Genomic DNA, 22,632 nt, shown 5'->3' with positions numbered 1-22,632 from the left:
TACGACCGGCCTACCGGGGCCGCCCGGTGGCGGATCACCAGGAGCACAGCAGGGCCGGGTCGCCGAGCCGCCGCGCCAGCCGGGCCCGGTGCTCGGTGATCGCCTCCCCGTAGACCGCGAGCAGGCCGGAGGCGGTGCGGTGCCAGGAGAAGTCCCGGGCGTGCCGCTCGGCCCCCCGGCCCAGCGCGGCACGGCGTACCCGGTCGGGCAGCAGCCGGGCCATCGCCCGGGCCCAGTCGGCCGGGTCGTGCCCGTCGATGAGCATGCCGCTGACGCCGTCGCGTACCGCGGTGACCAGACCGCCCACGGCGGCGGCCAGCACCGGCGTGCCGCACGCCTGGGCCTCCAGCGCGACCAGCCCGAACGACTCGTTGTGCGACGGCACCGCGACCAGGTCGGCGGCGCGGTAGAGAGCGGGCAGGTCCGCGCCGGTCTGCGGCGGGAGGAAACGGACCCGGTCGGCCACGCCGAGCGCGTGCGCGAGTTCGATCAGCGCGGTGGGCCGGTCCAGGCCGGTGCCGCTCGGCCCGCCGCAGATCACCACGGTCAGCTCGCCGGCCAGCGCCGGATCCCGCTCGCGCAGCGCGGCGGCGGCGCGGACCAGCACGTCCGGCGCCTTGAGCGGCTGGATCCGGCCGACGAACGCGACCACGTACCCGTCGGTCGGCAGGCCGAGCCGGCGGCGCGCGGCCCGGGTCGCGGCCTCCCGGTCGCCGGCGGCGGGCCGGAACCGGTCCAGGTCGACGCCGGGTTCCACGACCGCAACCCGATCAGGGGCGGCCGCGTACCGGTCGAGCAGGTCGCGGGCCTCGACCCGGGTGTTGGCGACCAGCCGGTCCGCCTCGGTGACCACCTGCTCCTCGCCGATCACCCGGGCCTTCGGCTCGGGACGGTCCCCGGCGGCGAGGCGCGCGTTCTTGACCTTGGCGAGCGTGTGCGCGGTGTGCACCAGCGGTACGCCCCAGCGCTCCTTGGCCAGCCAGCCGACCTGGCCGGAGAGCCAGTAGTGCGAGTGGATCAGGTCGTAGTGGCCCGGCGGGCGGGCCGCCTCGGCCCGCAGCACCCCGGCGGTGAAGGCGCAGAGCTGACCCGGCAGTTCCTCCTTGGTCAGCCCCTCCAGCGGCCCGGCGGTGACGTGCCGGACTGACACACCGGGCGCCACCTCGACCACCGGGGGCAGGTCACCGGCGGTGGCCCGGGTGAAGATCTCCACCTCGACGTCGGCCTCGGCCAGCCGCCGGGCCACCTCGAGGATGTAGACGTTCATACCGCCGGCGTCGCCCGTGCCGGGCTGGTGCAGCGGCGACGTGTGCACCGACAGGGTGGCGATACGGCGGGGACGCGGCCACGGAAGGGCACCTCGCTGACGACCGACACCGGTGTGCAAATCCGCCACGTCCGCTCCCTCTGTCACGGTTGATGCCGTCCCGCACGACCGGCGCTTCTCGGTCAACCCGTGTGCCGGATGTCATCTTCCCCATCGGGTTACGGAAATGCTTTCCGCCGGGTCCCGGGCGTGACGGACCTCATCCCGCCACCCGGCCCGGCGACGGGAGACAATGACCGGATGACTTCAGTCGCCATCGTCACCGGGGCGTCCAGCGGGATCGGCGCGGCCACCGCCCGCCGGCTCGCCGCCGAGGGGTTCCACGTGCTGGCCGCGGCCCGGCGTACCGACCGGCTGGCCGCGCTGGTCACGGAGATCGAGGCGGCCGGCGGCGCGGCGACAGCGGTGGCCTGCAACGTGACCTCGGACGAGTCGGTGGCCGGCCTGGCCGCCGCCGCCGAGGCCGCCCCCGGGCCGGTCACGCTGCTGGTGAACAACGCCGGCGGCGCCCGCGGCCTGGACCCGGTCGAGACCGCCGACGTGGGCGACTGGCAATGGATGTACGACGTCAACGTGCTCGGCACGCTGCGCGTCACCAAGGCGCTGCTCCCGGCGCTGGAGCGCTCCGGCGCCGGCACGATCGTGATCGTCAGCTCCACCGCCGGGCACGTGGTCTACGAGGGCGGCGGCGGCTACACGGCCGCCAAGCACGCGCAGACCGCGATCGCCGGCACGCTCCGGCTCGAACTGTGCGGGCGCCCGGTCCGGGTGATCGAGATCGACCCCGGCATGGTGAAGACCGAGGAGTTCGGCCTCGTCCGCTTCGGCGGTGACACCGACCGGGCCGAGGCGGTCTACGCCGGAGTCGCCGAACCGCTCGTGGCCGACGACGTGGCCGACTGCGTCGCCTGGTGCGCCACCCGCCCGCACCACGTCAACATCGATCAGCTCGTGGTCCGCCCGCTGGCCCAGGCCGCGCAGCACAAGGTGCACCGGACGTCGTGAAGCGCGAGGAGTGAGCCGGTCTTGCGAGCCCCGCAGTCGCTGACCCGGAGGCGCTGATGGAACGTCCGCTCGGCGTGGCCACCCGGGGCACCACGAACCCCAACCGGCTCCGGCGGGTGGACAACTGGATCGTCGAGACCTGCGGCGACACACTGCGCGCCGCCGCCGACCCGCTCGTGGTGGACCTGGGCTACGGCGCCACCCCGGTCACCCCGGTCGAGCTGCGTGCCCGGCTGGCGTCCGGGGTCCGCGCCGACGTGCGGGTGGTCGGCCTGGAGATCGATCCGGTACGCGTCGCCGCCGCCCGCCACGCCGCCGACCCACCCGGGCTGACGTTCGCCCGGGGCGGCTTCGAGCTGGCCGGACTGCGTCCCGCGCTGGTGCGGGCGTTCAACGTCCTCCGCCAGTACGACGAGAGCGAGGTGGCCGACGCCTGGCGTACGGTCACCGGGCGGCTCGCGCCGGGCGGGCTGCTGGTCGAGGGCACCTGCGACGAAGTGGGCCGGCTCGGCTCGTGGGTGCTGCTGGACGCCACCGGCCCGCGCACGCTCACCCTGTCGGCGAAGCTGATCACGCTGGAGACCCCGGCGACGCTCGCCGAGCGGCTGCCGAAGGCGCTGATCCACCGCAACGTGCCGGGCGAACGCGTCCACGACCTGATCGACGCGCTGGAGCACGGCTGGCGCTCGGCCGCCGGCTACGCCCCGTTCGGGCCCCGGCAGCGCTGGCTGCGGACGGTCGAGGCGGTGAAGGAGGCAGGCTGGCCGATCCAGGACACCCCGCGCGCGTGGCGCCACGGCTACCTCACGCTCCCCTGGCCCGCCGTAGCTCCGCGCTGACCCCCGCCCCGCCCGCCCCCCGCGCCGCCCCCGCCCCCCGCGCCGCCCCCGCCGCCTCACCCGCCGATCTTGGAGTTATGGCGCCTCGGATGCCCGGTTAGCCCGACTTATCAGGCGCCACAACTCCAAGTTCGGCAGAGGTTTCAGGGCGACGCGGGCGGGAGTTCCTCGTTCGGCTTGTTGCTGCGTCGAGCGCCGCCCATCGGGCGAGACTGGCGTTCCGCGAGGTGGGATCGGTGGAGATCTTGGTAGGAAAGGGCCCCTATGGGGGCCGTTTGGTACCAAGATCTCTCGGAGCCGGGAGCCGGGCAACCCCACTCCAAGATCGACGAAAACCGGACGTCCCCGGGGATCTCGACGAGCACTTCGTTGGTCTTGCAGTTGCTGCCCCGGCAAAGCGCGTGAGTCGGACATTCCCGGGGCCGTAAGTGCAAGATCGGCGGGGCGAGGGGGTCCGGGGGCGGGGCGGGGGCGGGGACGAGGGCGGGGTCAGATGGTGCAGTTGATGAGGACTGGCTCGGGGTGCAGGGTTACGCCGAAGCGGGACTGCACTCCGTCGCGGATCTCGCGGGCCAGCGCCACCAGCGCGGCCGTACTGGCGGTGCCGGAACGGTTCGTCAACGCCAGCGTGTGCTTGCTGGAGATGGCGACGCCCTCCGGGCCCGCGTACCCCTTGCCGAACCCGGCCTTGTCGATCAGCCAGGCCGCGCTGACCTTCACCGTGCCGTCGGCGCCCGGCCAGTGCGGCGGCTGTCCCACGTCGGCGGCGCGTTCCCGCACCTGCTCGAACACCTCGCCCGGCAGCACCGGGTTGGTGAAGAACGAGCCCACCGACCAGGTGTCCGGGTCGGCCGGGTCCAGCACCATGCCCTTGCCGGCGCGCAGCTTGCGCACTGTGGCGCGGGCGTCGGCGAGCGGCACCCGGTCACCGACCTCGACGCCGAGCGCCCGGGCCAGTTCGGCGTAGCGGACCGGGCCGGACAGCGGGGACCGGGTGAGCCGGAAGTCGACGGTGAGCACCACCCAGCGGTCGCTGTACTTGAAGATGCTGCCCCGGTAGACGAACCCGCAGTCCGCCGCGGCGATCCGCACCACCTCGCGGCGAGTCCGGTCGTACGCCTCGACGGCGACGATCGTCTCGGCCACCTCCTGGCCGTACGCGCCGACGTTCTGGATCGGGGTCGCGCCGGCCGACCCGGGGATGCCGGAGAGGCACTCCAGCCCGGACCAGCCCCGCTCGACGGTGGCGGCGACGAGGTCGTCCCACGGCTCGCCGGCTTCGACACGTACCGTGACGGTGTCGCCGTCCTCGGCGACGACCCGGAACCCCCGGGAGCGGACGAGCACGACGGTCCCCGGGAAGCCCTGATCGCCGATCACGACGTTGCTGCCGCCCGCCAGCACCAGCACGGCCTGCTCCCGGGCTTCCGCTTCCTGCACTTTCAGTACGATCTGGGCGGCGTCCCCGGCGATCTCCAGCCGCCCGGCGGGGCCGCCGAGCCGGAGCGTGGTGTAGCGCGCCAGGGTGGCCGGATCGGTCGGGTCACCGGCAGTCGCCGGTTCGGCGTAGACGTCTGACACGCCTTTCACCCTAGGCTGAGGGGTAGCCGGAGCACCCACTGGTGGCCCGGTCACCCCCGGGAGGATGGCGATGAGCAGACTGCACCACACGAAGGACTTCTGGATCGGCGCGCTGCGCACGGAGGGCCCCGCCTTCGCCGCGGCGGTGGCGGAGGCGCCGCCCGAGACACCCGTGCTGTCCTGTCCCGGCTGGACGGTGACCGATCTCGCTCATCACCTGACCCGCACGTACGCCTGGGCGGGCACCGTGCTGACCGCGGGCATCGCGACCCGTCCGGAGCGGCACGACCCGGAGCCGCCCGCGGGGCTGACCGCGGCGCAGTGGTATACGCAGGAGTACGAGCGGATCAGCGCGCTGCTGGAGGCGACGGATCCGGAGGCGCCGGCCTGGAACTTCGCGCCCCAGCCGAAGAAGGCCGCCTTCTGGCCGCGCCGGCTCGCGCACGAGACCGCCGTGCACCGCTGGGACGCCCAGCTCGCGATCGGTGCGGGTGATCCGATCGAGGCGAAGCTCGCGGCCGACGGGGTGAGCGAGGTGCTGGACACCTGGCTGCCGGCGGGACGACGGGTGCATCCCGGGCAGTGGCGCGGCGTGGTGCAGCTGAACGCGACCGATGCCGCGCAGGAGTGGTACCTGCGCTTGCGGGGTGAGGGGGTCGCGCTGCTGGACACCGCGACGATCCTCGACCACGACGACCACCACGCGCGGGCGCAGGTGGCCGGCACGGCGAGTGATCTACTGCTGGCGCTGATGGGCCGGATCAGCTTCGACGCGCTGGACGTGGCGGGCGACCGTACGCTGCTGGGCGGCCTGCGGGTCGGCTGACCGGACGGCACCGCGCGGAGAGGGGCGGCCTTCGCCCCTCTCCTTTCTTTTCGGACAGCTCTGAGAGCGCTCTCTTGACAAGGTCCACGACCCTCCACCACGCTGTCGTGAGAGCGCTCTCTTAGTTCCGGAACCGTCCTCCACCACCCGTTACGACGACCCGAGAGGTCAGGACAGCATGCTCACCTTCACGCGCCGCCGCCTGGCGGCGGTTGCAGTGGTCGCCGCCACCGCGTTGCTCGGCACCACCGCCTGCGGCGGCGGCGACGATGCCGCCGCCGACGGGCCGATAACGCTCACCGTCGACGTCTTCGGCCAGTTCGGTTACGCCGATCTCTACCAGGAGTACATGGCCAGCCACCCCGGCGTGAAGATCGTCGAGCGCGGCACCGGCGGCAACCTCGACGAGTACTCCCCGAAGCTCACCCAGTGGCTCGCCGCGGGCAAGGGCGCCGGTGACGTGGTCGCCATCGAGGAGGGCCTGCTCGTCGAGTACAAGGCCAACCCGCAGAACTTCGTCAACCTGCTCGACCACGGCGCGGCCGACCTGAAGGGCAACTTCCTCGACTGGAAGTGGAACCAGGGGCTCACCGCCGACGGCAAGCAGCTCATCGGCCTCGGCACCGACGTGGGCGGCATGGCGATGTGCTACCGCAAGGACCTGTTCGCCAAGGCCGGTCTGCCCACCGACCGGGAGGCCGTGTCCAAGCTCTGGCCCACCTGGCAGGACTACATCAAGGTCGGCGAGCAGTTCACCGCGAAGAAGACCGGCGCCTCGTTCCTGGACGCCGCGACGAACACCTTCAACACGATCCTGCTCCAGACCGCCGGCAACACCAGCGGCTACAGCTACTACGACACCAGTAACAACCTGGTCGTGGGCAGCAACCCGGCGGTGAAGCAGGCGTACGACACCACGATGGACATCATCGACTCGGGGCTGTCCGGCAAGTACGGCTCCTGGTCCGAGGAGTGGGTGTCGGCGTTCAAGCAGTCGAAGTTCGCCACTATCGCCTGCCCGGCCTGGATGACCGGCGTGATCGAGGGCAACGCCGGCGCGGGCGCCAAGGGCAAGTGGGACATCGCCCAGGTTCCCGGCAACGGCGGCAACTGGGGCGGCTCGTTCCTCGCCGTGCCGAAGCAGAGCAAGCACCAGGCCGAGGCGATCGAGCTGGCCAAGTTCCTGACCAGCGCCAAGGGCCAGATCGGCGCGTTCAAGGCGAAGGGCCCGCTGCCCTCGTCCCCGCAGGCGCTGGAGGATCCGGCGATCATCGACTCGAAGAACGCCTACTTCTCCGAGGCCCCGGTCGGCAAGATCTTCGCCGAGGGCGCCAAGAGCCTGAAGCCGGTCTACATGGGGCCGAAGAACCAGGCCGTACGCACCGAGGTCGAGAACGCGGTCCGCTCGGTGGAGCTGGGCAAGCGCTCACCGGAGCAGGGCTGGACCGACGCGGTCGCCAACGCCGAGAAGGCCGCCGCCAAGTAACCCGAGCAGCGCGTGCGGGCGGCCACCCGGCCACGGGGGCCGCCCGCACGGCGGAAAGGAGTCCCGGGTCATGGCCGTCCAGCTCGACGCCCGCCCGCCGGTCGCACCGGCACCCCGCCCCACCCGTCCCGGCCTGGGTAACCGGCTCAGCCGGCTCGACACCAAGTACTCGCCGTACCTCTTCGTCGCCCCGTTCTTCCTGCTGTTCGGCGTCTTCGGGGCGTACCCGCTGGCGTACACGTTCTGGGTCTCGCTGCACGACTGGGACCTGCTCGGCGCCGAGCATCCGTTCATCGGCTTCGACAACTACACCCAGTTGCTCGCCGACCCGGACTTCTGGCACTCCGTGGTCAACACGCTGGGCATCTTCGTGATCTCCACGGTCCCCCAGCTGCTCGCCGCGCTCTGGCTGGCCAACCTGCTCAACCGGCAGCTGCGCGCCCGTACGACCTGGCGGATGGCGGTACTGATCCCGAACGTCACCTCGACCGCCGCCGTGGCGATCGTGTTCGCGGTCCTGTTCGGCCGCGAGTTCGGCATGATCAACTGGCTGCTCGACCACGTCGGGATCAGCGCGATCGACTGGAAGGCGAACCGGTTCGCCGCCTGGGTCGCCATCTCCACGATGGTCGACTGGCGCTGGACCGGCTACAACGCGCTGATCTTCCTGGCCGCCATGCAGGCCATCCCCCGCGACCTGTACGAGTCGGCGTCGATCGACGGCGCCGGCCGGGCCCGGCAGTTCTGGTCGATCACGGTGCCGCTGCTCAAGCCGACGATCATCTTCGCGGTCATCATCTCCACCATCGGCGGCCTCCAGCTCTTCACCGAGCCCCGGATGTTCAACTCGGGCACCAACGCGATCCGCGGCGGCCCGCTGCGGGAGTCACAGACCGTGACCATGTACATGTTCGAGAACGCCTTCGCGCCGCACTACAACTTCGGCTACGGCTCCGCAGTCGCCTGGCTGCTGTTCGCGTTGATCGCGGTGGTCGCGGCGATAAACGTCCTGCTCCTGCGCCGGCTCGGCGGCGGCTCCCGCAAGGAGGTCTCCCGATGACCCGCCTCTGGTCGGCCAGCCGGCTCACCTACCTGGCGCTGACGCTCTCGGCCGTCCTGTCGATCTTCCCGATCTACTGGATGTTCGTGGTGGCCAGCCGGACCAGCGACACGATGGGCCAGGTGCCGCCGCCGCTCACCCCCGGCGGCAACCTCGGCGCCAACATCGCCCGGCTGTTCGACAACACCGACGCGTACTTCCTGACCGGCCTGATCAACTCGGCGATCGTGGCCACCACCGTCACGATCTCGGTGGTGTTCTTCTCCACGCTGGCCGGGTTCGCCTTCGCCAAGCTGCGCTTCCGCGGGCGCAACGCGCTGCTGCTGGTCATCGTCGCCACCATGATGGTCCCCACCCAGCTCGGCGTGATCCCGCTCTACCTGCTGATGACGAAACTGAACTGGAACGACCGGCTGCCCGCCGTGATCGTGCCGGCGCTGGTCACCGGCTTCGGCGTGTTCATGATGCGCCAGTACGCCGGCCAGGCGGTCAGCACCGAACTGATCGAGGCGGCCCGGATGGACGGCTGCAACACCGCGCGGATCTACTGGAACGTGGTGCTGCCGGCGCTGCGCCCGGCCGCCGCCGTCCTCGGCCTGCTCACGTTCATGACCACCTGGAACGACTTCCTGTGGCCGTACGCGGTGCTGAACGACCCGGAGAACCCCACGGTGCAGCTGTCGCTGCGGGCCCTCTCCGACGGGTACTACCAGGACATGTCGCAGGTGTTCACCGGCACGGCCATCGCCACGCTGCCGCTGTTGCTGGTCTTCGTCGTCTTCGGCCGCCAGATCATCGGCGGCATCATGGAAGGTGCGGTCAAGGCATGAGCGAACCGACGCTGCGATTCCCGGACGGGTTCGTCTGGGGCGGGGCCACCGCCGCGTACCAGATCGAGGGCGCCGCCCGCGAGGACGGTCGCGGCCCGTCGATCTGGGACACCTTCAGCCGTACGCCGGGCGCGGTGTTCCAGGGACACACCGGCGACGTGGCCTGCGACCACTACCACCGGTACGCCGGGGACGTCGCGCTGATGGCCGAGCTGGGACTGCGGGCGTACCGGTTCTCGGTGTCCTGGCCCCGGGTGCGGCCGGACGGCACCGGCCCGGTCGAGCCGCGCGGGCTCGACTTCTACGACCGGCTGACCGACGCGCTGCTCGACGCCGGCCTCGACCCGATCGTCACGCTCTACCACTGGGATCTGCCGCAGGCGCTGGAGGACCGGGGCGGCTGGACGGTCCGGGAGACCGCCGAGCACTTCGCCGAGTACGCGCTCGCCGTGCACGGCCGCCTCGGCGACCGGGTCCGCACCTGGACCACGCTCAACGAGCCGTGGTGCTCGGCCTACCTCGGGTACGGCTCCGGCGTGCACGCGCCGGGGCGCCGCGACGCCGGTGACGCGTTCCGGGCCGTACACCATCTGCTGCTCGGCCACGGCTTGGCGGCGCGGGCGTTGCGCGCGGCCGGTGTGGAGACGCTCGGGATCACGCTCAACCTGGCCGACGTGCAGTCGGCGGACGCGGGCAGCGCCGCGGACGCCGAGGCGGTCCGGCTCGTCGACGGCCTGCACAACCGGATCTTCCTGGACCCGCTCACCGGTGGCGGCTACCCGGCGGACGTGCTGGCCCACGTCAGCCGGATCGTCGCGCCGGACTTCATCAGGGACGGGGACGAGAAGCTGATCGCCGCGCCGCTGGACCTGCTCGGCCTGAACTACTACGCGCCCACCTACGTGGCCGGGCGGCCGGGCGGCGCGGGAGGCGACGCGTACCCGGGCACCGCCGGAGCGGTCGAGTTCCTGCCGCCGGCCGGACCGCTGACCGAGATGGGCTGGTCGATCGAGCCGGCCGGGCTGACCCGGCTGCTGGAACGCGTGGCGGCCGACCATCCCGGGCTGCCGCTGATGATCACCGAGAACGGCGGGGCGTTCCCCGACACCGACCTCGACGAGCGGGGCGGGGTGGCCGACGCCGACCGGGTCGCCTACCTCGACGGACACCTGCGCGCCGCGCACGAAGCCATCGCCCGCGGCGTCGACCTGCGCGGTTATCTCGTATGGTCGGTGCTGGACAACTTCGAATGGGCCGAGGGTTACCGGAAGCGGTTCGGGATCGTCCACGTCGACTACCTGACCCAGCGGCGCACACCCAAGCGCAGTGCCCGCTGGTACCAGGAGGTGATCGCCCGGAACGGGCTGTGACGAGGTGGTGGTTACGGGGATGACGACGGCACAGCGACCGACCCTGGAGGCGGTGGCCCGGCTGGCCGGCGTGTCCCGGGCCACCGTCTCCCGGGTGGTGAACGGCTCGACCACAGTCGCCGAGCCGATCCGGCAGGCGGTACGCCGGGCGGTCGAGGAACTCGGGTACGTCCCGAACCTCGCCGCCCGCAGCCTGGTCACCCAGCGGACCGACTCGGTCGCGCTGGTGCTGCCCGAGGCGGCCACCCGGGTCTTCTCCGACGACCAGGTGTTCCCGGGCATCATCCGGGGCGCGGCGCAGGAGCTGGAGGCGGCGGACAAGCAGCTCGTGCTGATGCTCGCCGGTTCGCCGGCCGGGCACGAACGGGTCGAGCGGTACACCACCGGCCGGCACGTCGACGGGGTGCTGTTCGCCTCGCTGCACGGCGAGGACCCGCTGCCCGGCCGGCTGGCCCGCCTCGGCATCCCGGTCGTGTGCAGCGGACGGCCGCTCGACGGCGCCGACGTGCCGTACGTCGACGTCGACCACACCGGCGGCGTGAGCACCGCGGTCCAGCACCTGATCGCGAGCGGACGGCGGCGGATCGCCACCATCGCCGGCCCGCAGGACATGGTCGCCGGAATCGAGCGGCTGATCGGCTACCGCAGCGCGATCACCGGCGCCGGGCTGCCGGAGCTGGTCGCGTACGGCGACTTCACCCGGGAGTCCGGCATCGCCGCGATGCGCGAGCTGCTCGCCGCCGACCCGGAACTGGACGCCGTGTTCGCCGCCTCCGACCTGATGGCGCACGCTGCCCTGCGTACGCTGCGGGAGGCCGGGCGGCGGGTGCCCGAGGACGTGGCGGTGATCGGGTTCGACGACATCGAGACGGCTGCCTACACCGAACCGCCGCTGACCACGGTGCGGCAGCCGATAGTGGAGCTGGGCCGGTCGATGACCCGGCAACTGCTGCGGATCGCCGCGGGCGAGGAGATCGAGCAGGCGCTGGTGCTGCCGACCGAGCTGGTGCTGCGCGAGTCCGCGTAAGGAAGGGCCCCCTCTTAACGCCTCAGGTAGAGGAGGGGGCCCTTCTTAACAGCCCGCCCGATACAGCCCGCCGCGCGCGTTAACCGGTCGCGGCGCGGGCGGCGACGGGTCTAGGGTCCGCCGAATGAGTGGAGCCGTGATCCGTCCCGCCCGCCCCGACGACGCGCCCGCCGTGGTGGCGTTGCGCGCGATCGTCTACCCGTACCTGGTTCGCGGCGTCGAGTCGACCCGCCGGATGATCGCCGAACCACCGGCCGGCGAGGACTGGGCGGCCTGGGTCGCCGAGGCGGACGGGCAGGTGATCGGCTGGGTGTCCGCGTACCGCAACACGCAGACCTCGACACCCGGCGTGGGCGAGATGGCCCTGCTGCACGTCCATCCGGAGCACCGCCGCCGGGGCACCGGCACCGCGCTGTTCGAGACCGCGCTCGACCACCTGCGGACGCTCGGGACCACCCGGGTGCTGACCCATGCGCGTACTGAGTCACTGCCGTTCGCGCAGCGGCACGGCTTCACGCCCAGCCGGGAGCTGCGCTACTCGGCGCTGGACCTGAGCACCGCCCCGCCGATGCCGCAGCCGCCTCCGGGCGTACGGCTGGTGTCCGCCGCCGGGCTCGACCCGCGCCAGGTGCACCGGGTCGACGCCGAGGCGTCCCGGGACGAGCCGGGCGACGTGCCGACGGACTCGCTCGGCTTCGACCTGTGGCTGCACGAGTGCTGGGACAACCCGGGACTGGACCGGGAGGCGAGCACGCTCGCCGAGGTGGACGGCGAACTGGTCGCGCTGAGCCTGGTCAAGCGGGACGGCGACCGGATGTGGTCGGACTTCACCGGCACGCTGCCCGCGTACCGGGGGCGAGGGCTGGCCCGGCTGGCCAAGCAGGCCGCCCTGCACACCGCCGCCGCGCGCGGGGTACGCACCGCGTACACCTCGAACGACGAGGCGAACGCGCCGATGCTGGCGGTGAACGAGCGGCTCGGCTACCGGCCGGTGGACAGCCAGTGGTCGTGCCGGCGCAAACTCACGTGAGCCCGGCTGCCACCCGCACCGCGGTGGCGTACGTGTCCGCGCCGAACAGCACCAGCCGGGCCTCGGTGACGTGCGCCGGGGTGGCCGCGTGCAGCACGGTGAGCGCCTGCGCCACCGCGTCCTCGACCGGCCAGCCGTAGATCCCGGCGGAGATCAGCGGGAACGCGATCCGGGTCGCGCCCAGCCCGTCGGCGACGCGCAGGCTGTTGGCGTAGCAGTCGCGCAGCAGCGCCGAGCGGTCCTCGCGCGGTGAGAAGACCGGCCCGACCGTGTGCACCACCCAGCGCGCGGGCAGGTTGCCGGCGGTGGTGGCGACGGCCTGGCCGGTGGGCAGCCCGCGCCCGTAGCGGGAGGCGCGCAACGCCCGGCACTCCTCCAGGATCGCCGGTCCGCCACGCCGGTGGATCGCGCCGTCCACTCCCCCACCGCCGAGCAGCGACGAGTTGGCGGCGTTGACGATGGCGTCGACCTGCTGCGCGGTGATGTCCCCCTCGATCAGGACGGTGTCCATCTCAGCTCTCCTCGATCGGCTGGCCCAGCGACCGGCGGGCCAGCAGCGCGGCCCCGGCGACGGCGGCCGGCATGACCAGCACCGCGCCGAGCGGGATCAGGAAGCACAGGAAGACCGCCACGCCGAAACCGAGCGCCGTCGGGCGGTCGGTCCGCAGCCGGGCCCGCCGGTCCGGCAGCCGCATCCCCCGCCGGTAGAACGGCGCGCCGACCAGCTCCAGCGCCAGGAACCAGCCACCCACCAGGGCACCGACCACCGGGACCACCGTCTGCCCCACCACCGGGATGAAACCGGCCGCGAACAGGGGTACGCCGATCAGCGCGGACAGCGCCACCAGGCGCAGCGAGTCGGCGAGGCTGCGCCGCAGCGAGGACCAGAACGGCACGTCCACCGCGCCGGGGGTGCCGCCGAGCCGGTTCTCGACCCGCTCGGAGATCGCCTCGTAGAACGGGTCACCGATGACCAGCGTGACGGCGGTGAACGTGAGCACCCCGACCAGCCCGGCGACCCCGACCACCGCCAGCCCGGCGGCGACCCGCAGCAGCCCGCGCCAGGGCGACGACCAGTCGTCGGCGAACGGGGTGAACCAGGCGGCCAGGTCGTCCACGAAGTAGAGCAGCGTGGCGAACAGGGCCACGTAGAGCGCGCCGGTGATCAGCGCCGGGATCACGCCGAGCAGCATCAGTTTCGGGCTGCGGACGTACATGCCGAAGCCGCGCAGCAGCAGCCCGGCGCCGCCGAGGAAGCGGGTGGCCGCGCCGGTGACCGGCGCGACGGTACGGGAGGCGTTCACGACGGCACAGCCTAGTGGGCTCGCGCACGAACCCGGCTTGTTAGGAGGGGCCCCCTCCAATCCGTATGCGTTAACAAGGGGCCCTTCCTTACACAATGGGTGTGTGCGTGCGTCCCGGCTGATCTCGCTTGTGCTGCTGCTCCAGTCCCGGGAGACGATGACCGCCGCCGAGCTGGCCCGCGAGCTGGAGGTGTCCGAGCGCACCGTCTACCGGGACGTGCTGGCGCTCTCCGCCGCCGGTGTGCCCGTGTACGCGGACCGGGGCCGGGCCGGCGGCTACCGGCTGCTCGGCGGCTACCGGACCCGGCTGACCGGGCTGAGCCGGGACGAGGCCGAGGCGCTGTTCCTGGCCGGGCTGCCCGGACCGGCCGGGGACATGGGACTGGCCGACTCGGTGGCCGCCGCCGAACTGAAGGTGCTCGCCGCGCTGCCGCCGAGCCTGCGGGACGCGCCCGCCCGCACCGGGCAGCGGTTCCACCTGGACGTGCCCGGCTGGTTCCGGGAGACCACGCCGCCGCCGGCACTCGCCGAGCTGGCCCGGGCGGTCTGGCGGGACCGGATGGTGGAGCTGCGCTACCGGCGCGGGGACCGGGAGGTGACCCGCACGCTGGCACCGTACGGGCTGGTGCTGAAGAACGGGATCTGGTACCTGGTCGGCCGGGTCGACGACGCCTGGCGGACGTACCGGGTGGACCGGGTGGTCGCGGTCGAGGTGGACGCCGACGGCTTCGACCGGGACGAGGACTTCGACCTCGGGGCGTACTGGCGGGAGCAGGCGGGCGCGTTCCTGCGCGAGCTGCTGCGGGAGCGGGTCACCGTGCGCCTCGGCCCGGGCGGGCTGCGGATGCTGCGGCACCTGGTGGACGCGCCGTTCGTCTACACCGAGGCGGTGGACGCGGCCGGGCCGCCGGACGAGCAGGGCCGGCTGGTGCTGCGGCTGCCGGTCGAGTCGGTGGACGTGGCGTACAGCCAGTTGCTGGCGCTCGGCCCGGAGGTGGAGGTGCTGGCGCCGCCGCGGTTGCGGGCACGCTTCGCCGAGGCGGCCCGCCGCGCGGCGGCGCTCTACACCGATCCGCCGCCGGGTCAGCGGTAGCCGTCCGGGTCGGCCGGCTTGCCCGGCTTGACCACCTCCTCGTAGTAGCGGGCCCAGTGCGGGCGGCTGCCGTCGACGTCGGTGAAGCCGTACACCTGGGCCAGGCCGCCGCTGTCCAGCGACTGCCCGTTCCAGCGGGCCCGGTCCGGGTCGGCGGCCAGGGCGGCGACCGCGCGCCCGACGAACGCCGGCGTCTCCGACATGACGAAGTGCGGCTCGGTCTTCGCGGCGTCGCGCCAGGTGGCCTCGGTGACGCCGTAGTGTTCGAGCATCGCCTCCGAGCGCAGCCAGCCAGGCGTGAGCGCGACAGCGGTGCAGCCGTGCGGGGCCAGCTCGTGCGCCTGGCAGAAGCCGAGCCGGTTCACCGACACCTTCGCCAGGTCGTAGAAGACCGACAGGCGGTACTCCCGGTCGTTGTGCTCCTTGGTGCCGTCGCCGATCTCGACCACCAGGCCGCCCGGGTTGCGGATCAGCAGCGGCAACGCGAAGTGGCTGGTGATGATGTGCGTGTCGACCGCCAGCCGCAGCGTGCGGAAACCGGCGTCGAGCGGCTGCTCCCAGACCGGCTTCTCCCAGGTGATCAGCGGGTCGGCGCCCCAGACGTCGTTCACCAGCACGTCGAGGCGGCCCTGTTCGGCGTCGATCCGCTCGACCAGGGCGCGTACCTGGTCGGGGTCGAGGTGGTCGACAGCCAGGGCGATCCCGGCGCCGCCGGCGGCGGTGACCAGTTCGGCGGTCTCCTCGATGGTCTCCGGCCGGTCCATCTCGGAGCGGCGGTCGCGGGTGGTGCGGCCGGTGGCGTAGACGGTGGCCCCGGCGGCGCCGAGCTGCACGGCGATCTGCCGGCCGGCGCCCCGGGTCGCGCCCGCGACGAGCGCGACCTTTCCGGTCAGTGGTGAGTTCATGGGATCACCGTGTCACCGATACCTGACAGCGGAAGTCCGGTTTCCCTCCAGACCCGGATGGGCGATCATCACCGGCATGCACCTGCTGCTGTCCGGGATCGTCGGCTCGGTCGCGTACGGGCTGGCCGGTCCCGGCTCGGACACCGACCGGATCGGCGTGTTCGCCGTGCCCACGGTCGCCTTCCACGGCCTGCGCCCGCCGCGCGAGTCGGTGGTGACCACCGAGCCGGACGTCACGTTGCACGAGGCGCGCAAGTACGCGCTGCTGGCGCTGAGCGGCAACCCGACCGCCACCGAGCTGATGTGGCTGCCCGGCGACTGCTACGAGACCCGTACCGGGTTCGGCGAGGAGCTGATCGCGATCCGGTCGGCGTTCCTGAGCGCGCCCCGGGTCCGCGACGCCTACCTCGGGTACGCCTCGCAGCAGTTCCGCAAACTCGCCGCCGCACCCGCGGACAGCGGCGGCCGGCGGCGCTCGGCGAAGCACGCCCGGCACCTGGCCCGGCTGCTGCACCAGGGCCGGGTGCTGTACGCGACAGGCGTGCTGGAGATCCGCCTCGCCGACCCGGACTGGTTCCACGCGTTCGGCGAGCGGGTCGCAGGTGGCGCGCTGGACGAGGCGCAGGCCCTGGTGGCGGCCGCCGAGGCGGAGTTCGGCCGGACCCGATCGTCGCTGCCGGAGCGCCCGGACGAGGAGACAGTGGAACGCTGGCTGCTCGCCGTCCGGGCGGCCCACCTGCCGCGCTGACCGGGTGGCTCAGTCCGCCAGGCGCACGCGTACCCGGCGGTTGGCCCGTCCCTTGCTCTCCACCTTGACCACCTGGACCTTGCCGATCTGGGCGGTGGAGGCGACGTGCGTACCGCCGTCGGCCTGCACGTCCAGCCCGACGATGTCGACGATCCGCACCTCCTGCTCCTCCGGCGGGATCAGGTTCGACTGGGTACGGATGATGTCCGGCAGGGCGAGCGCCTCGGCGCGCGGCAGCACCCGTACGGCCACCGAGCGATCGGCGGCCACCTCGGCGTTCACCAGTTCCTCGATACGGGCCTTGAAGTCCGGCGGCACCTCGGGGAGGTTGAAGTCCATCCGCGCCTCGCCCGGCTCCATGTTGCCGCCGGTGACGAGCGCGCCGAAGTCGCGGAACACCACCCCGCACAGCACGTGCAGTCCGGAGTGGGTGCGCATCAGCATGGTCCGGCGGGCGTCCTCCACCGCGCCGGCCACCTCGGTGCCGACCGGCGGCACCGGGTCACCCTCGGCCGGGATCAGCCAGAGGTCGTCGCCCTTGCGGGTGCCGACGATCCGGGTCTGTACGCCCTGCCAGAGCAGCACCCCGTGATCCGGCGGCTGCCCGCCGCCACCGGGGTAGAACGCGGACCGGTCCAGCACGACGCCCTGCTCGGGATCGGCCGCCAGCACCCGGCAGGTCCACTCGCGCAGGGTCGGGTCGGCGAGGTCGAGCCGGTGCGTACGGCCGTGGTGTGTGACGCCCATGGACGGCGACGTTACCCGTTCAGGAACTCCGAGACGCGCTCCCGCAGGTCGGCGCGCTCGGTCCAGAGCACGCCGGGCCGGTCGTACACGTGCAGTGTGGCGTTCGGGAGCGCGGCGGCGAGCCGTTCCGCGACGGCGACCGGGTGCAGGTCGTCCTCGGCGGCGGCGATGACCAGGGCCGGCGCGGTGACCGCGGCGAGCGACCCGGCGTCGTCGAGCGGGGCCTGGGCGGGCAGGTCGGCCAGTCCCGGCGCGAGCCCGTCGCGCAGCAGCTGGTCGAGCCGCTGCCGCAGGTACGCCCACCCGGCCGGGGTGTTGCGCACCGACGGCGGCAGTTCCAGCGACACCACGTCGGCCAGCGCCGAGGCGTCACCCTCGGCCACCGCGTCGAGCAAACCGGTGAGCCGGGCGCGCGCCACCTCGCCGCGCGGCGCGTCCAGCACGGCGGGCAGGAAGAAGACGAGCTTCTCGAAGCGTTCCGGGCTCTCCGCGAGCAGCCGGCAGAGCGCGCCCGCGCCGAGGCTGGCACCGAACGCCCGGGTCGCGCCACCCAGGTCGGCGACGGCTCGCAGGTCACGGGCGAGGTCCAGGTAGCTCCACGGCCCGGGCGGGGAGTCGGAGCGGCCGTGCCCGCGGAACTGGAAGAAGATGCGCCGCCCGGCCACCCCGCTGCCGAACGGGCGGGTGGTCGCGATGCCGCTGCCCAGCCCGTGCGCGAACACGGTGACCGGGTCACCGGTGCCGGTGACCAGCCGTTCCAGGCTCACCCCGTGCGGGGTGGCGACCAGCTCCGTCTCCGGCTCGGGCAGCGCGGGGCGCCCGGTCCGGGGCGCGCCGGGGCCGGGCCCCCAGGTGCGGGGACCGCCGTCCGGCGGCGGAGGCCAGCGGAAACCTCTCACCAGGACCCTCGGCCGTCGTGCAGATCTCGCAGGCCGGGCCGCACGTCGAGCAGGTAGATGAGACCGGCCGCGATGCCGATCAGTCCGAACAGGCTGATCGGCCCGAAGCCGAGCAGGGTCAGCAGCAGGCAGACCGCCAGGATGGCGACCCAGCCGCCCTTGGGCAGCGTGCCGAGCGCGGCGAACCCGTCGCCGCGCTGGGTGACCGCGTGCACCAGCGCCACTCCCTGTACGACCAGGGCGAAGACGAGCAGGATCAGCTGGATCACGTCTTGGACTGCGAACGCGAAGATCGGCGCGGCGATGGCCATGGGGGCAAGCTTATGCCGAGACCCCGGAAACGTCCGACAAGACGTTGTCCGGGGTCTCGGTGGAACTTCGGGTCACTCGGCGGCCGGGCGGGTCCGCTTCGTGGTCTTGGGCAGCTTCGCCGACGGGGTGGCCGGCTTGGCGGCGGCCTTCGTCGCGGTCGCCTTGGTGGCGCGGGTCCGCTTCACCGCGGCCGGCTTGGCGGCCACCGCCTCGGCCACCTCGGCCGGGGTGGGCACCTCGGCCGTCGCGGCGGCCTTCGGGGCGGTGTCGGCCTTCGGGGCCACGTCGGTGCCGGTGGCCTCGGTGGCCTCGATGTCGGCGTTCACCGTGTCGGCGGCCTCCAGCACCCCGGCGCCGACGACGCGCTCACCACGGGCGACCAGCTCGGCGTACGCGGCCAGCGCGCGCTCCTGCGCGGCGTGCGCGCCGGCCACCACGACGGCGGCGTTGCGGGTGGCGGCCTCGCGGAGCTTGTCCAGGTTCGCGGCCTCGCGCAGCTTGTCCAGGTTGGCGGCCTCGCGGAGCTGGTCGAGGTCGGTGGCGACGGCCCGCTCGCGCAGCCCGGTGGCGGTCTGGTTGGCGGTCTTCAGCGTCTCGGTGGCCTTCTGGCGCAGCTCGAAGCCGGTGACGACGGCCTTGCCGCCGAGGTCGGTCACGACCCGGGTACCGAGGCCGCTGACCACTGTGGGCAGCTTGCGCAGCTGCTCCAGGGCCAGCTCACCGGCGCCGGCGGCGGCGTAGAGGGGTGCGGGGATGCGGTTGGTCTTCGGCTGGGTGGTCATGACTGCTCCTCCTCGGCCGCACCGGCGGCCTTCCGGGCCGCCCGGCGGGCGGCCGTCTGCTCAGGGGCGGCGGTGGTCGGGGCGGGCGCGCCGCCCGCTTCGGTGACGGCTACCGATTCGAGGACCGCCTCGGTCGGGGTGCCCTCCGGCGTGACCGGACCGGTCGCGGCCGGCGCGACGGTGGCCGGGGCCTCAGTCGCGGCGGCCGTCTCGGTGGTCTCGGCCGTGGCGGCCGCTTCCGTCGTGGTGGCTGCCTCGGTCGCCTCGGCCAGGCGGGCGTTCTCGCGCCGGAACGTCTCGTAGATCTGGGTGAGCGACTGCTTCTGGGCCATGGTCAGCTCGGGGTCGACGGCGATCGCCGCGAGCACGCCCTGGCCCTCCTTGTCGTCTAGCAGCCCGGCACGCAGGTACATCGCCGGGGTGGAGACGCGTAGGGCGCTGGCGAGCTGCTGGAGCACCTCGGCGCTCGGCTTGCGCAGCCCGCGCTCGATCTGGCTCAGGTAGGGATTGCTGACGCCCGCCTGCTCGGCGAGCTGGCGCAGTGAGATCTTCGCGTTGCGCCGCAGGTCGCGAATGAACCCGCCGACATCGGGAAGGTCCTTGCTGGTGGCCATGACTCAACGCTAACCCGGGCCGCTAACTGCTGCAAGCAAAACGCTAGCCAGAGTTAGCAGGGTCACTGAAGGTGGGTTGCGGAGCCCATGTCCGGTCCGTACCGTCCTCCCACGTGACCAAGATCGATATCAACGGCGCCCAGCTCGCGTACGACGAGAGTGGGACCGGAACCGCCGTGGTGCTGCTGCACGCCGGCATCGCCGACCGGCGGATGTGGCGCGGGCAGATCCCGGCGCTCGCGCAGCGACACCGGGTGATCTCGCTGGATCTGCGCGGCTACGGCGAGTCGGAGCTGCCGCCCGCGCCGTTCGCCCACCACGACGACGTGATCGGGCTTCTCGACGCGCTGGGCATCGAACGCGCCGCGCTCGTCGGCTGCTCGTTCGGCGGCCGGGTCGCGGTGGACACCGCGCTCGCCTGCCCGGAGCGGGTCTCGGCGCTGGCGCTGTTCGGCGCGCCGGTCTCCGGCAACGAGTGGTCCGAGGAGACCGAGCAGCTCTGGGAGGAGCTGGTCGGTGACGTGGACCCGGAGGACTTCGCCGCCACCGCCGCCGGTGAGGTGCGGTTCTGGGTGGTCGGCCCGACCCGCCGCCCGGAGGACGTCGACCCGGAGCTGATCCGGTTCGCCGAGGAGATGGACCGCCGGGCGCTCGCCGCCGAGCAGGCGCTGAGCGCGATCGAGGTGGGCGAGCTGGACCCGCCGGCCATCGACCGGCTGGGCGAGCTGCGCGTACCGGTGCTCGTCGGCACCGGCGCCGACGACCTGCCCGACATCCGCCGCCTGGCCGACCGCATCGCCGACGAGGCCCCGAACGGCGTACGCCTCCCCGACGTGGCGAACGCCGCCCACCTGCTCCCCCTGGAGCGCCCCGCCGAGGTCAACACCGCCCTCCTGTCCTTCCTCCCCTGACCCTCCCTCTCCGCTCGGCGGGGGAGTTACCAGGTGGGGCGGATGGCGCCTACGGGGAGGCCGCCGCCGAGCAGGGGTGGCTCGGCGTACTCGGTGAGGATGGGGGCGCGCACGTTCAGGCGGGCCAGGGCGGACGCCAGGACGGGCATGCGGGCTCTCGCGGCGCCGTCGTCGATCTTCAGGGCCACGGCGCCGACCTCCGGGATCGCCGCCGCGATCACGCCCTCCGCGCCGATCTTGGCGAGCAGGCCGGGTACGCCGCGCATCAGCCGCGTGTCCTCCGCCTGGGTGCCGCCGACCAGTTCCGGGTACGCCCGCATCGCGTCCGCCACCGCCCGCTCGACGGTGCCCGGTTCGGCACTGACCAGCCGCAGGAACGCCCGGGCCAGCCCGGTCAGCGAGACGGCGAGCACGGGCGCGCCGCAGCCGTCCACCCCGACCGCCGCCGCCCGCTCGCCGGTGAACTCCTCGATCGTGGCGGCCAGGCGCTGCTGGAGCGGGTGCTCGGGGCGCCAGTAGCCGTCGAGCGGCCAGCCGGCGGCCAGGCAGGTACGCAGCATGCCGGCGTGCTTGCCGGAGCAGTTCATCAGCACCCGGGCCGGGCCGCCGCCGGCCCGCAGCACCGCCTCCCGGGCGGCCTCGCCGAACGGCAGGTCCGGCGGGCAGTGCAACGCCTCCTCGGTCAGGCCGGCGTCGCGCAGCAGCGCGGTGACCCGCTCGACGTGGAACTCCTCGCCCGCGTGGCTCGCCGCGACCAGCGCCACGTCGGCCGGAGCGGTGAGCGGCAGCCCGGCCCGGAGCATCCCGATCGCCTGCATCGGCTTGTTCGACGAGCGCGGGAAGATCGGCGAGGTGACGTCACCGGCTCCGGCGACCGGCTCACCGGCGGCGTCGAGCACCACCACGGAACCGCGGTGGACGCCCTCCACGAAACCGGACCGGACCACCTCGGCGAGCGGCACGCCGCCCTCGTACGTTTTTCCCACGGTATGGACCGTACCGAGGGGACGGACCCGGTTGGCGGCGGGGTGACCTGCGACGTCGGCCGGGGCGGTACGGGGCCGTCGCCGGTTGCGCCGCTTACCGGGCGGCGGCCGGGACGCCGAGCAGCGTACGGGCCTCGGCAGTGGTCAGCGGAGGACGCTGGGCGAGCTGGGCGAAGCCGACCGCCCGCGCGACGAGCTGCATGTTGGACTCCACCGGGCGCCCCTTGGCGTACGTGACCGTGTCCTCCATGCCGACGCGCAGGTGACCACCGGCCGACAGCGAGGCCAGCATCACCGGGATGGTGCTGCGCCCGATGCCGGTGGCCGAGAACGTGGTGCCCTCGGGCAGGTCGCGCAGCATCTGCTGGGCCGCCACCAGCGTCGCGGTGGTGCCCGGCATGCCGCCCGGCACCCCCATCACGAAGTCGACGTGCACGTGCCCGCCGTGCGGCAGGCCGTACTTGCCGAGCAGCCGCTGCAACGCGGTGAGGTGGCCCAGGTCGAAGATCTCGTACTCGGGGACGACGCCGCGCTCCTGCATGCGGGTGTGCAGGTCGACGATGAACTCCCACCGGTTGAGGAACACGTCGTCGCCGAAGTTGACGGTGCCCATGGTGCAGGAGGCCATGTCCGGCCCGGCGTCGAGGACCGCCAGCCGGGCGGACTCCGGGTCGGTCACCGCGCCGCCGGAGGAGAGCTGCACGATCAGGTCGGTGTTCTCCCGCAGCGCGGCCACGGTGTCACGCAGTCGCCCCTGGTCGAGCGTGGGGCGCGCGTCGTCGTCGCGGATGTGGACGTGGATCACGGCGGCGCCGAGCGCCTCGCACTCCTTGGCGGTCAGCAGCAGCTCGTCGAGCGTCACCGGCAGCGCCGGCACCTCCGCCTTCGCCGACTCCGCGCCGGTGGGGGCAACCGTGATCAACGTCCCTGTCGTCATGCCCCGGATCCTA

The 22,632-nt window shown here is 73.1% G+C and carries 24 protein-coding genes; 12 read left to right on the top strand and 12 right to left on the bottom strand.

Going from position 1 to position 22,632, the window contains the following annotated elements; genetic code table 11:
- Positions 1-34: 34 nt before the first annotated feature.
- Positions 35-1,396: a D-inositol-3-phosphate glycosyltransferase gene (gene mshA, locus ABIH81_RS10865; protein ID WP_349880166.1), complete on the bottom strand. Its 1,362-nt coding sequence runs from the start codon at positions 1,394-1,396 to the stop codon at positions 35-37.
- Positions 1,397-1,567: 171 nt separating this feature from the next.
- Here mshA and ABIH81_RS10860 point away from each other — a divergent pair, with 171 nt between their 5' ends.
- Positions 1,568-2,332, top strand: a complete 765-nt coding sequence (locus ABIH81_RS10860; protein ID WP_349880165.1) for an SDR family oxidoreductase — start codon at positions 1,568-1,570, stop codon at positions 2,330-2,332.
- A gap of 56 nt (positions 2,333-2,388) precedes the next feature.
- Entirely contained in the window at positions 2,389-3,171 is a 783-nt protein-coding gene (locus tag ABIH81_RS10855; protein WP_349880164.1) for a class I SAM-dependent methyltransferase, read from the top strand.
- Positions 3,172-3,660: 489 nt separating this feature from the next.
- On the opposite strand, the gene ABIH81_RS10850 is transcribed toward ABIH81_RS10855, so the two are convergent.
- The gene (locus ABIH81_RS10850) at positions 3,661-4,752 is read right to left on the bottom strand and encodes a UDP-N-acetylmuramate dehydrogenase (RefSeq protein WP_349880163.1); all 1,092 of its coding nucleotides are present in this window, start codon (positions 4,750-4,752) and stop codon (positions 3,661-3,663) included.
- A gap of 70 nt (positions 4,753-4,822) precedes the next feature.
- Here ABIH81_RS10850 and ABIH81_RS10845 point away from each other — a divergent pair, with 70 nt between their 5' ends.
- The 7 genes from ABIH81_RS10845 (at position 4,823) to ABIH81_RS10815 (ending at position 12,381) form a co-directional block, all read left to right on the top strand.
- Positions 4,823-5,578 (top strand): maleylpyruvate isomerase family mycothiol-dependent enzyme, encoded by a 756-nt coding sequence (locus ABIH81_RS10845; RefSeq protein WP_349880162.1) that lies wholly within the window; start codon positions 4,823-4,825, stop codon positions 5,576-5,578.
- Between the two features lie 178 nt (positions 5,579-5,756).
- Positions 5,757-7,064, top strand: a complete 1,308-nt coding sequence (locus ABIH81_RS10840; RefSeq protein WP_349880161.1) for an extracellular solute-binding protein — start codon at positions 5,757-5,759, stop codon at positions 7,062-7,064.
- A 70-nt stretch (positions 7,065-7,134) separates the two neighbouring features.
- A complete protein-coding gene (locus ABIH81_RS10835) occupies positions 7,135-8,124 on the top strand; it encodes a sugar ABC transporter permease (protein ID WP_349880160.1) in 990 nt (329 codons plus the stop codon).
- A complete protein-coding gene (locus ABIH81_RS10830) occupies positions 8,121-8,954 on the top strand; it encodes a carbohydrate ABC transporter permease (RefSeq protein ID WP_121683310.1) in 834 nt (277 codons plus the stop codon). The genes ABIH81_RS10835 and ABIH81_RS10830 overlap by 4 nt, the downstream gene beginning before the upstream one ends.
- Entirely contained in the window at positions 8,951-10,324 is a 1,374-nt protein-coding gene (locus ABIH81_RS10825) for a GH1 family beta-glucosidase (RefSeq protein ID WP_349880159.1), read from the top strand. The genes ABIH81_RS10830 and ABIH81_RS10825 overlap by 4 nt, the downstream gene beginning before the upstream one ends.
- A 19-nt stretch (positions 10,325-10,343) precedes the next feature.
- Positions 10,344-11,351 (top strand): LacI family DNA-binding transcriptional regulator, encoded by a 1,008-nt coding sequence (locus ABIH81_RS10820; RefSeq protein ID WP_349880158.1) that lies wholly within the window; start codon positions 10,344-10,346, stop codon positions 11,349-11,351.
- A 124-nt stretch (positions 11,352-11,475) separates the two neighbouring features.
- Positions 11,476-12,381 (top strand): GNAT family N-acetyltransferase, encoded by a 906-nt coding sequence (locus tag ABIH81_RS10815; RefSeq protein WP_349880157.1) that lies wholly within the window; start codon positions 11,476-11,478, stop codon positions 12,379-12,381.
- On the opposite strand, the gene ABIH81_RS10810 is transcribed toward ABIH81_RS10815, so the two are convergent.
- Together ABIH81_RS10810 and ABIH81_RS10805 are read right to left on the bottom strand one after the other, a co-directional pair.
- Positions 12,374-12,892 carry an O-acetyl-ADP-ribose deacetylase gene (locus ABIH81_RS10810; protein ID WP_252448369.1) on the bottom strand — a complete coding sequence of 173 codons (519 nt, stop codon included), beginning with the start codon at positions 12,890-12,892 and terminating at the stop codon, positions 12,374-12,376. The two genes, ABIH81_RS10815 and ABIH81_RS10810, sit on opposite strands and share 8 nt — an antisense overlap.
- 1 nt (position 12,893) lies before the next feature.
- The gene (locus ABIH81_RS10805; RefSeq protein ID WP_349880156.1) at positions 12,894-13,685 is read right to left on the bottom strand and encodes an EI24 domain-containing protein; all 792 of its coding nucleotides are present in this window, start codon (positions 13,683-13,685) and stop codon (positions 12,894-12,896) included.
- 103 nt (positions 13,686-13,788) lie between these two features.
- Here ABIH81_RS10805 and ABIH81_RS10800 point away from each other — a divergent pair, with 103 nt between their 5' ends.
- A complete protein-coding gene (locus tag ABIH81_RS10800) occupies positions 13,789-14,778 on the top strand; it encodes a YafY family protein (protein WP_349880155.1) in 990 nt (329 codons plus the stop codon).
- Here the strand turns inward: ABIH81_RS10800 and ABIH81_RS10795 are convergent.
- Entirely contained in the window at positions 14,769-15,683 is a 915-nt protein-coding gene (locus ABIH81_RS10795) for an SDR family oxidoreductase (RefSeq protein ID WP_349880154.1), read from the bottom strand. The two genes, ABIH81_RS10800 and ABIH81_RS10795, sit on opposite strands and share 10 nt — an antisense overlap.
- 76 nt (positions 15,684-15,759) lie before the next feature.
- On the opposite strand from ABIH81_RS10795, the gene ABIH81_RS10790 reads away from it, so the two are divergent.
- Positions 15,760-16,431: a nucleotidyltransferase domain-containing protein gene (locus ABIH81_RS10790; RefSeq protein WP_349880153.1), complete on the top strand. Its 672-nt coding sequence runs from the start codon at positions 15,760-15,762 to the stop codon at positions 16,429-16,431.
- A gap of 9 nt (positions 16,432-16,440) precedes the next feature.
- Here ABIH81_RS10790 and ABIH81_RS10785 read toward each other — a convergent pair whose 3' ends face one another.
- The 5 genes from ABIH81_RS10785 to ABIH81_RS10765 all read right to left on the bottom strand — a co-directional run bounded on the left by ABIH81_RS10785 (position 16,441) and on the right by ABIH81_RS10765 (position 19,785).
- Positions 16,441-17,178, bottom strand: coding sequence for an alanyl-tRNA editing protein (locus ABIH81_RS10785; protein WP_349880152.1), 738 nt, complete (start codon positions 17,176-17,178; stop codon positions 16,441-16,443).
- Between the two features lie 11 nt (positions 17,179-17,189).
- Positions 17,190-18,077: an alpha/beta hydrolase gene (locus ABIH81_RS10780; RefSeq protein ID WP_349880151.1), complete on the bottom strand. Its 888-nt coding sequence runs from the start codon at positions 18,075-18,077 to the stop codon at positions 17,190-17,192.
- The gene (locus ABIH81_RS10775) at positions 18,074-18,388 is read right to left on the bottom strand and encodes a DUF2516 family protein (RefSeq protein WP_013288803.1); all 315 of its coding nucleotides are present in this window, start codon (positions 18,386-18,388) and stop codon (positions 18,074-18,076) included. The genes ABIH81_RS10780 and ABIH81_RS10775 overlap by 4 nt, the downstream gene beginning before the upstream one ends.
- A 72-nt stretch (positions 18,389-18,460) precedes the next feature.
- Positions 18,461-19,171 carry a hypothetical protein gene (locus ABIH81_RS10770; RefSeq protein ID WP_349880150.1) on the bottom strand — a complete coding sequence of 237 codons (711 nt, stop codon included), beginning with the start codon at positions 19,169-19,171 and terminating at the stop codon, positions 18,461-18,463.
- Positions 19,168-19,785 carry a helix-turn-helix transcriptional regulator gene (locus tag ABIH81_RS10765; protein WP_349880149.1) on the bottom strand — a complete coding sequence of 206 codons (618 nt, stop codon included), beginning with the start codon at positions 19,783-19,785 and terminating at the stop codon, positions 19,168-19,170. The genes ABIH81_RS10770 and ABIH81_RS10765 overlap by 4 nt, the downstream gene beginning before the upstream one ends.
- A gap of 113 nt (positions 19,786-19,898) precedes the next feature.
- Between ABIH81_RS10765 and ABIH81_RS10760 the strand changes: the two genes are divergently transcribed.
- Positions 19,899-20,696, top strand: a complete 798-nt coding sequence (locus ABIH81_RS10760) for an alpha/beta hydrolase (RefSeq protein ID WP_349880148.1) — start codon at positions 19,899-19,901, stop codon at positions 20,694-20,696.
- A gap of 26 nt (positions 20,697-20,722) precedes the next feature.
- On the opposite strand, the gene ABIH81_RS10755 is transcribed toward ABIH81_RS10760, so the two are convergent.
- Both ABIH81_RS10755 and ABIH81_RS10750 read right to left on the bottom strand, forming a co-directional pair.
- Positions 20,723-21,682, bottom strand: coding sequence for an asparaginase (locus ABIH81_RS10755; RefSeq protein ID WP_349880147.1), 960 nt, complete (start codon positions 21,680-21,682; stop codon positions 20,723-20,725).
- Positions 21,683-21,776: 94 nt separating this feature from the next.
- Positions 21,777-22,619: a 3-keto-5-aminohexanoate cleavage protein gene (locus tag ABIH81_RS10750; RefSeq protein WP_349880146.1), complete on the bottom strand. Its 843-nt coding sequence runs from the start codon at positions 22,617-22,619 to the stop codon at positions 21,777-21,779.
- Between the last annotated feature and the right edge of the window lie 13 nt (positions 22,620-22,632).

Origin of the sequence: Micromonospora sp. HUAS YX12 (assembly GCF_040215685.1) — a bacterium.
GTDB lineage: Bacteria > Actinomycetota > Actinomycetes > Mycobacteriales > Micromonosporaceae > Micromonospora > Micromonospora tulbaghiae.
Note: the sequence above shows the minus strand (reverse complement) of the source record. Positions and strands in the feature narration are given on the sequence as shown.

Excerpts from the sequence above, each read along its gene's own strand:
- ABIH81_RS10820 (WP_349880158.1), top strand. The coding sequence starts at position 10,344 with ATGACGACGGCACAGCGACCGACCCTGGAGGCGGTGGCCCGGCTGGCC.
- ABIH81_RS10835 (WP_349880160.1), top strand. The coding sequence starts at position 7,135 with ATGGCCGTCCAGCTCGACGCCCGCCCGCCGGTCGCACCGGCACCCCGC.
- ABIH81_RS10815 (WP_349880157.1), top strand. The coding sequence starts at position 11,476 with ATGAGTGGAGCCGTGATCCGTCCCGCCCGCCCCGACGACGCGCCCGCC.
- ABIH81_RS10825 (WP_349880159.1), top strand. The coding sequence starts at position 8,951 with ATGAGCGAACCGACGCTGCGATTCCCGGACGGGTTCGTCTGGGGCGGG.
- ABIH81_RS10795 (WP_349880154.1), bottom strand. The coding sequence starts at position 15,683 with ATGAACTCACCACTGACCGGAAAGGTCGCGCTCGTCGCGGGCGCGACC.
- ABIH81_RS10830 (WP_121683310.1), top strand. The coding sequence starts at position 8,121 with ATGACCCGCCTCTGGTCGGCCAGCCGGCTCACCTACCTGGCGCTGACG.
- ABIH81_RS10810 (WP_252448369.1), bottom strand. The coding sequence starts at position 12,892 with ATGGACACCGTCCTGATCGAGGGGGACATCACCGCGCAGCAGGTCGAC.
- ABIH81_RS10790 (WP_349880153.1), top strand. The coding sequence starts at position 15,760 with ATGCACCTGCTGCTGTCCGGGATCGTCGGCTCGGTCGCGTACGGGCTG.
- ABIH81_RS10765 (WP_349880149.1), bottom strand. The coding sequence starts at position 19,785 with ATGGCCACCAGCAAGGACCTTCCCGATGTCGGCGGGTTCATTCGCGAC.
- ABIH81_RS10840 (WP_349880161.1), top strand. The coding sequence starts at position 5,757 with ATGCTCACCTTCACGCGCCGCCGCCTGGCGGCGGTTGCAGTGGTCGCC.
- ABIH81_RS10750 (WP_349880146.1), bottom strand. The coding sequence starts at position 22,619 with ATGACGACAGGGACGTTGATCACGGTTGCCCCCACCGGCGCGGAGTCG.
- ABIH81_RS10770 (WP_349880150.1), bottom strand. The coding sequence starts at position 19,171 with ATGACCACCCAGCCGAAGACCAACCGCATCCCCGCACCCCTCTACGCC.
- ABIH81_RS10775 (WP_013288803.1), bottom strand. The coding sequence starts at position 18,388 with ATGGCCATCGCCGCGCCGATCTTCGCGTTCGCAGTCCAAGACGTGATC.
- ABIH81_RS10860 (WP_349880165.1), top strand. The coding sequence starts at position 1,568 with ATGACTTCAGTCGCCATCGTCACCGGGGCGTCCAGCGGGATCGGCGCG.
- ABIH81_RS10785 (WP_349880152.1), bottom strand. The coding sequence starts at position 17,178 with ATGGGCGTCACACACCACGGCCGTACGCACCGGCTCGACCTCGCCGAC.
- ABIH81_RS10855 (WP_349880164.1), top strand. The coding sequence starts at position 2,389 with ATGGAACGTCCGCTCGGCGTGGCCACCCGGGGCACCACGAACCCCAAC.
- ABIH81_RS10845 (WP_349880162.1), top strand. The coding sequence starts at position 4,823 with ATGAGCAGACTGCACCACACGAAGGACTTCTGGATCGGCGCGCTGCGC.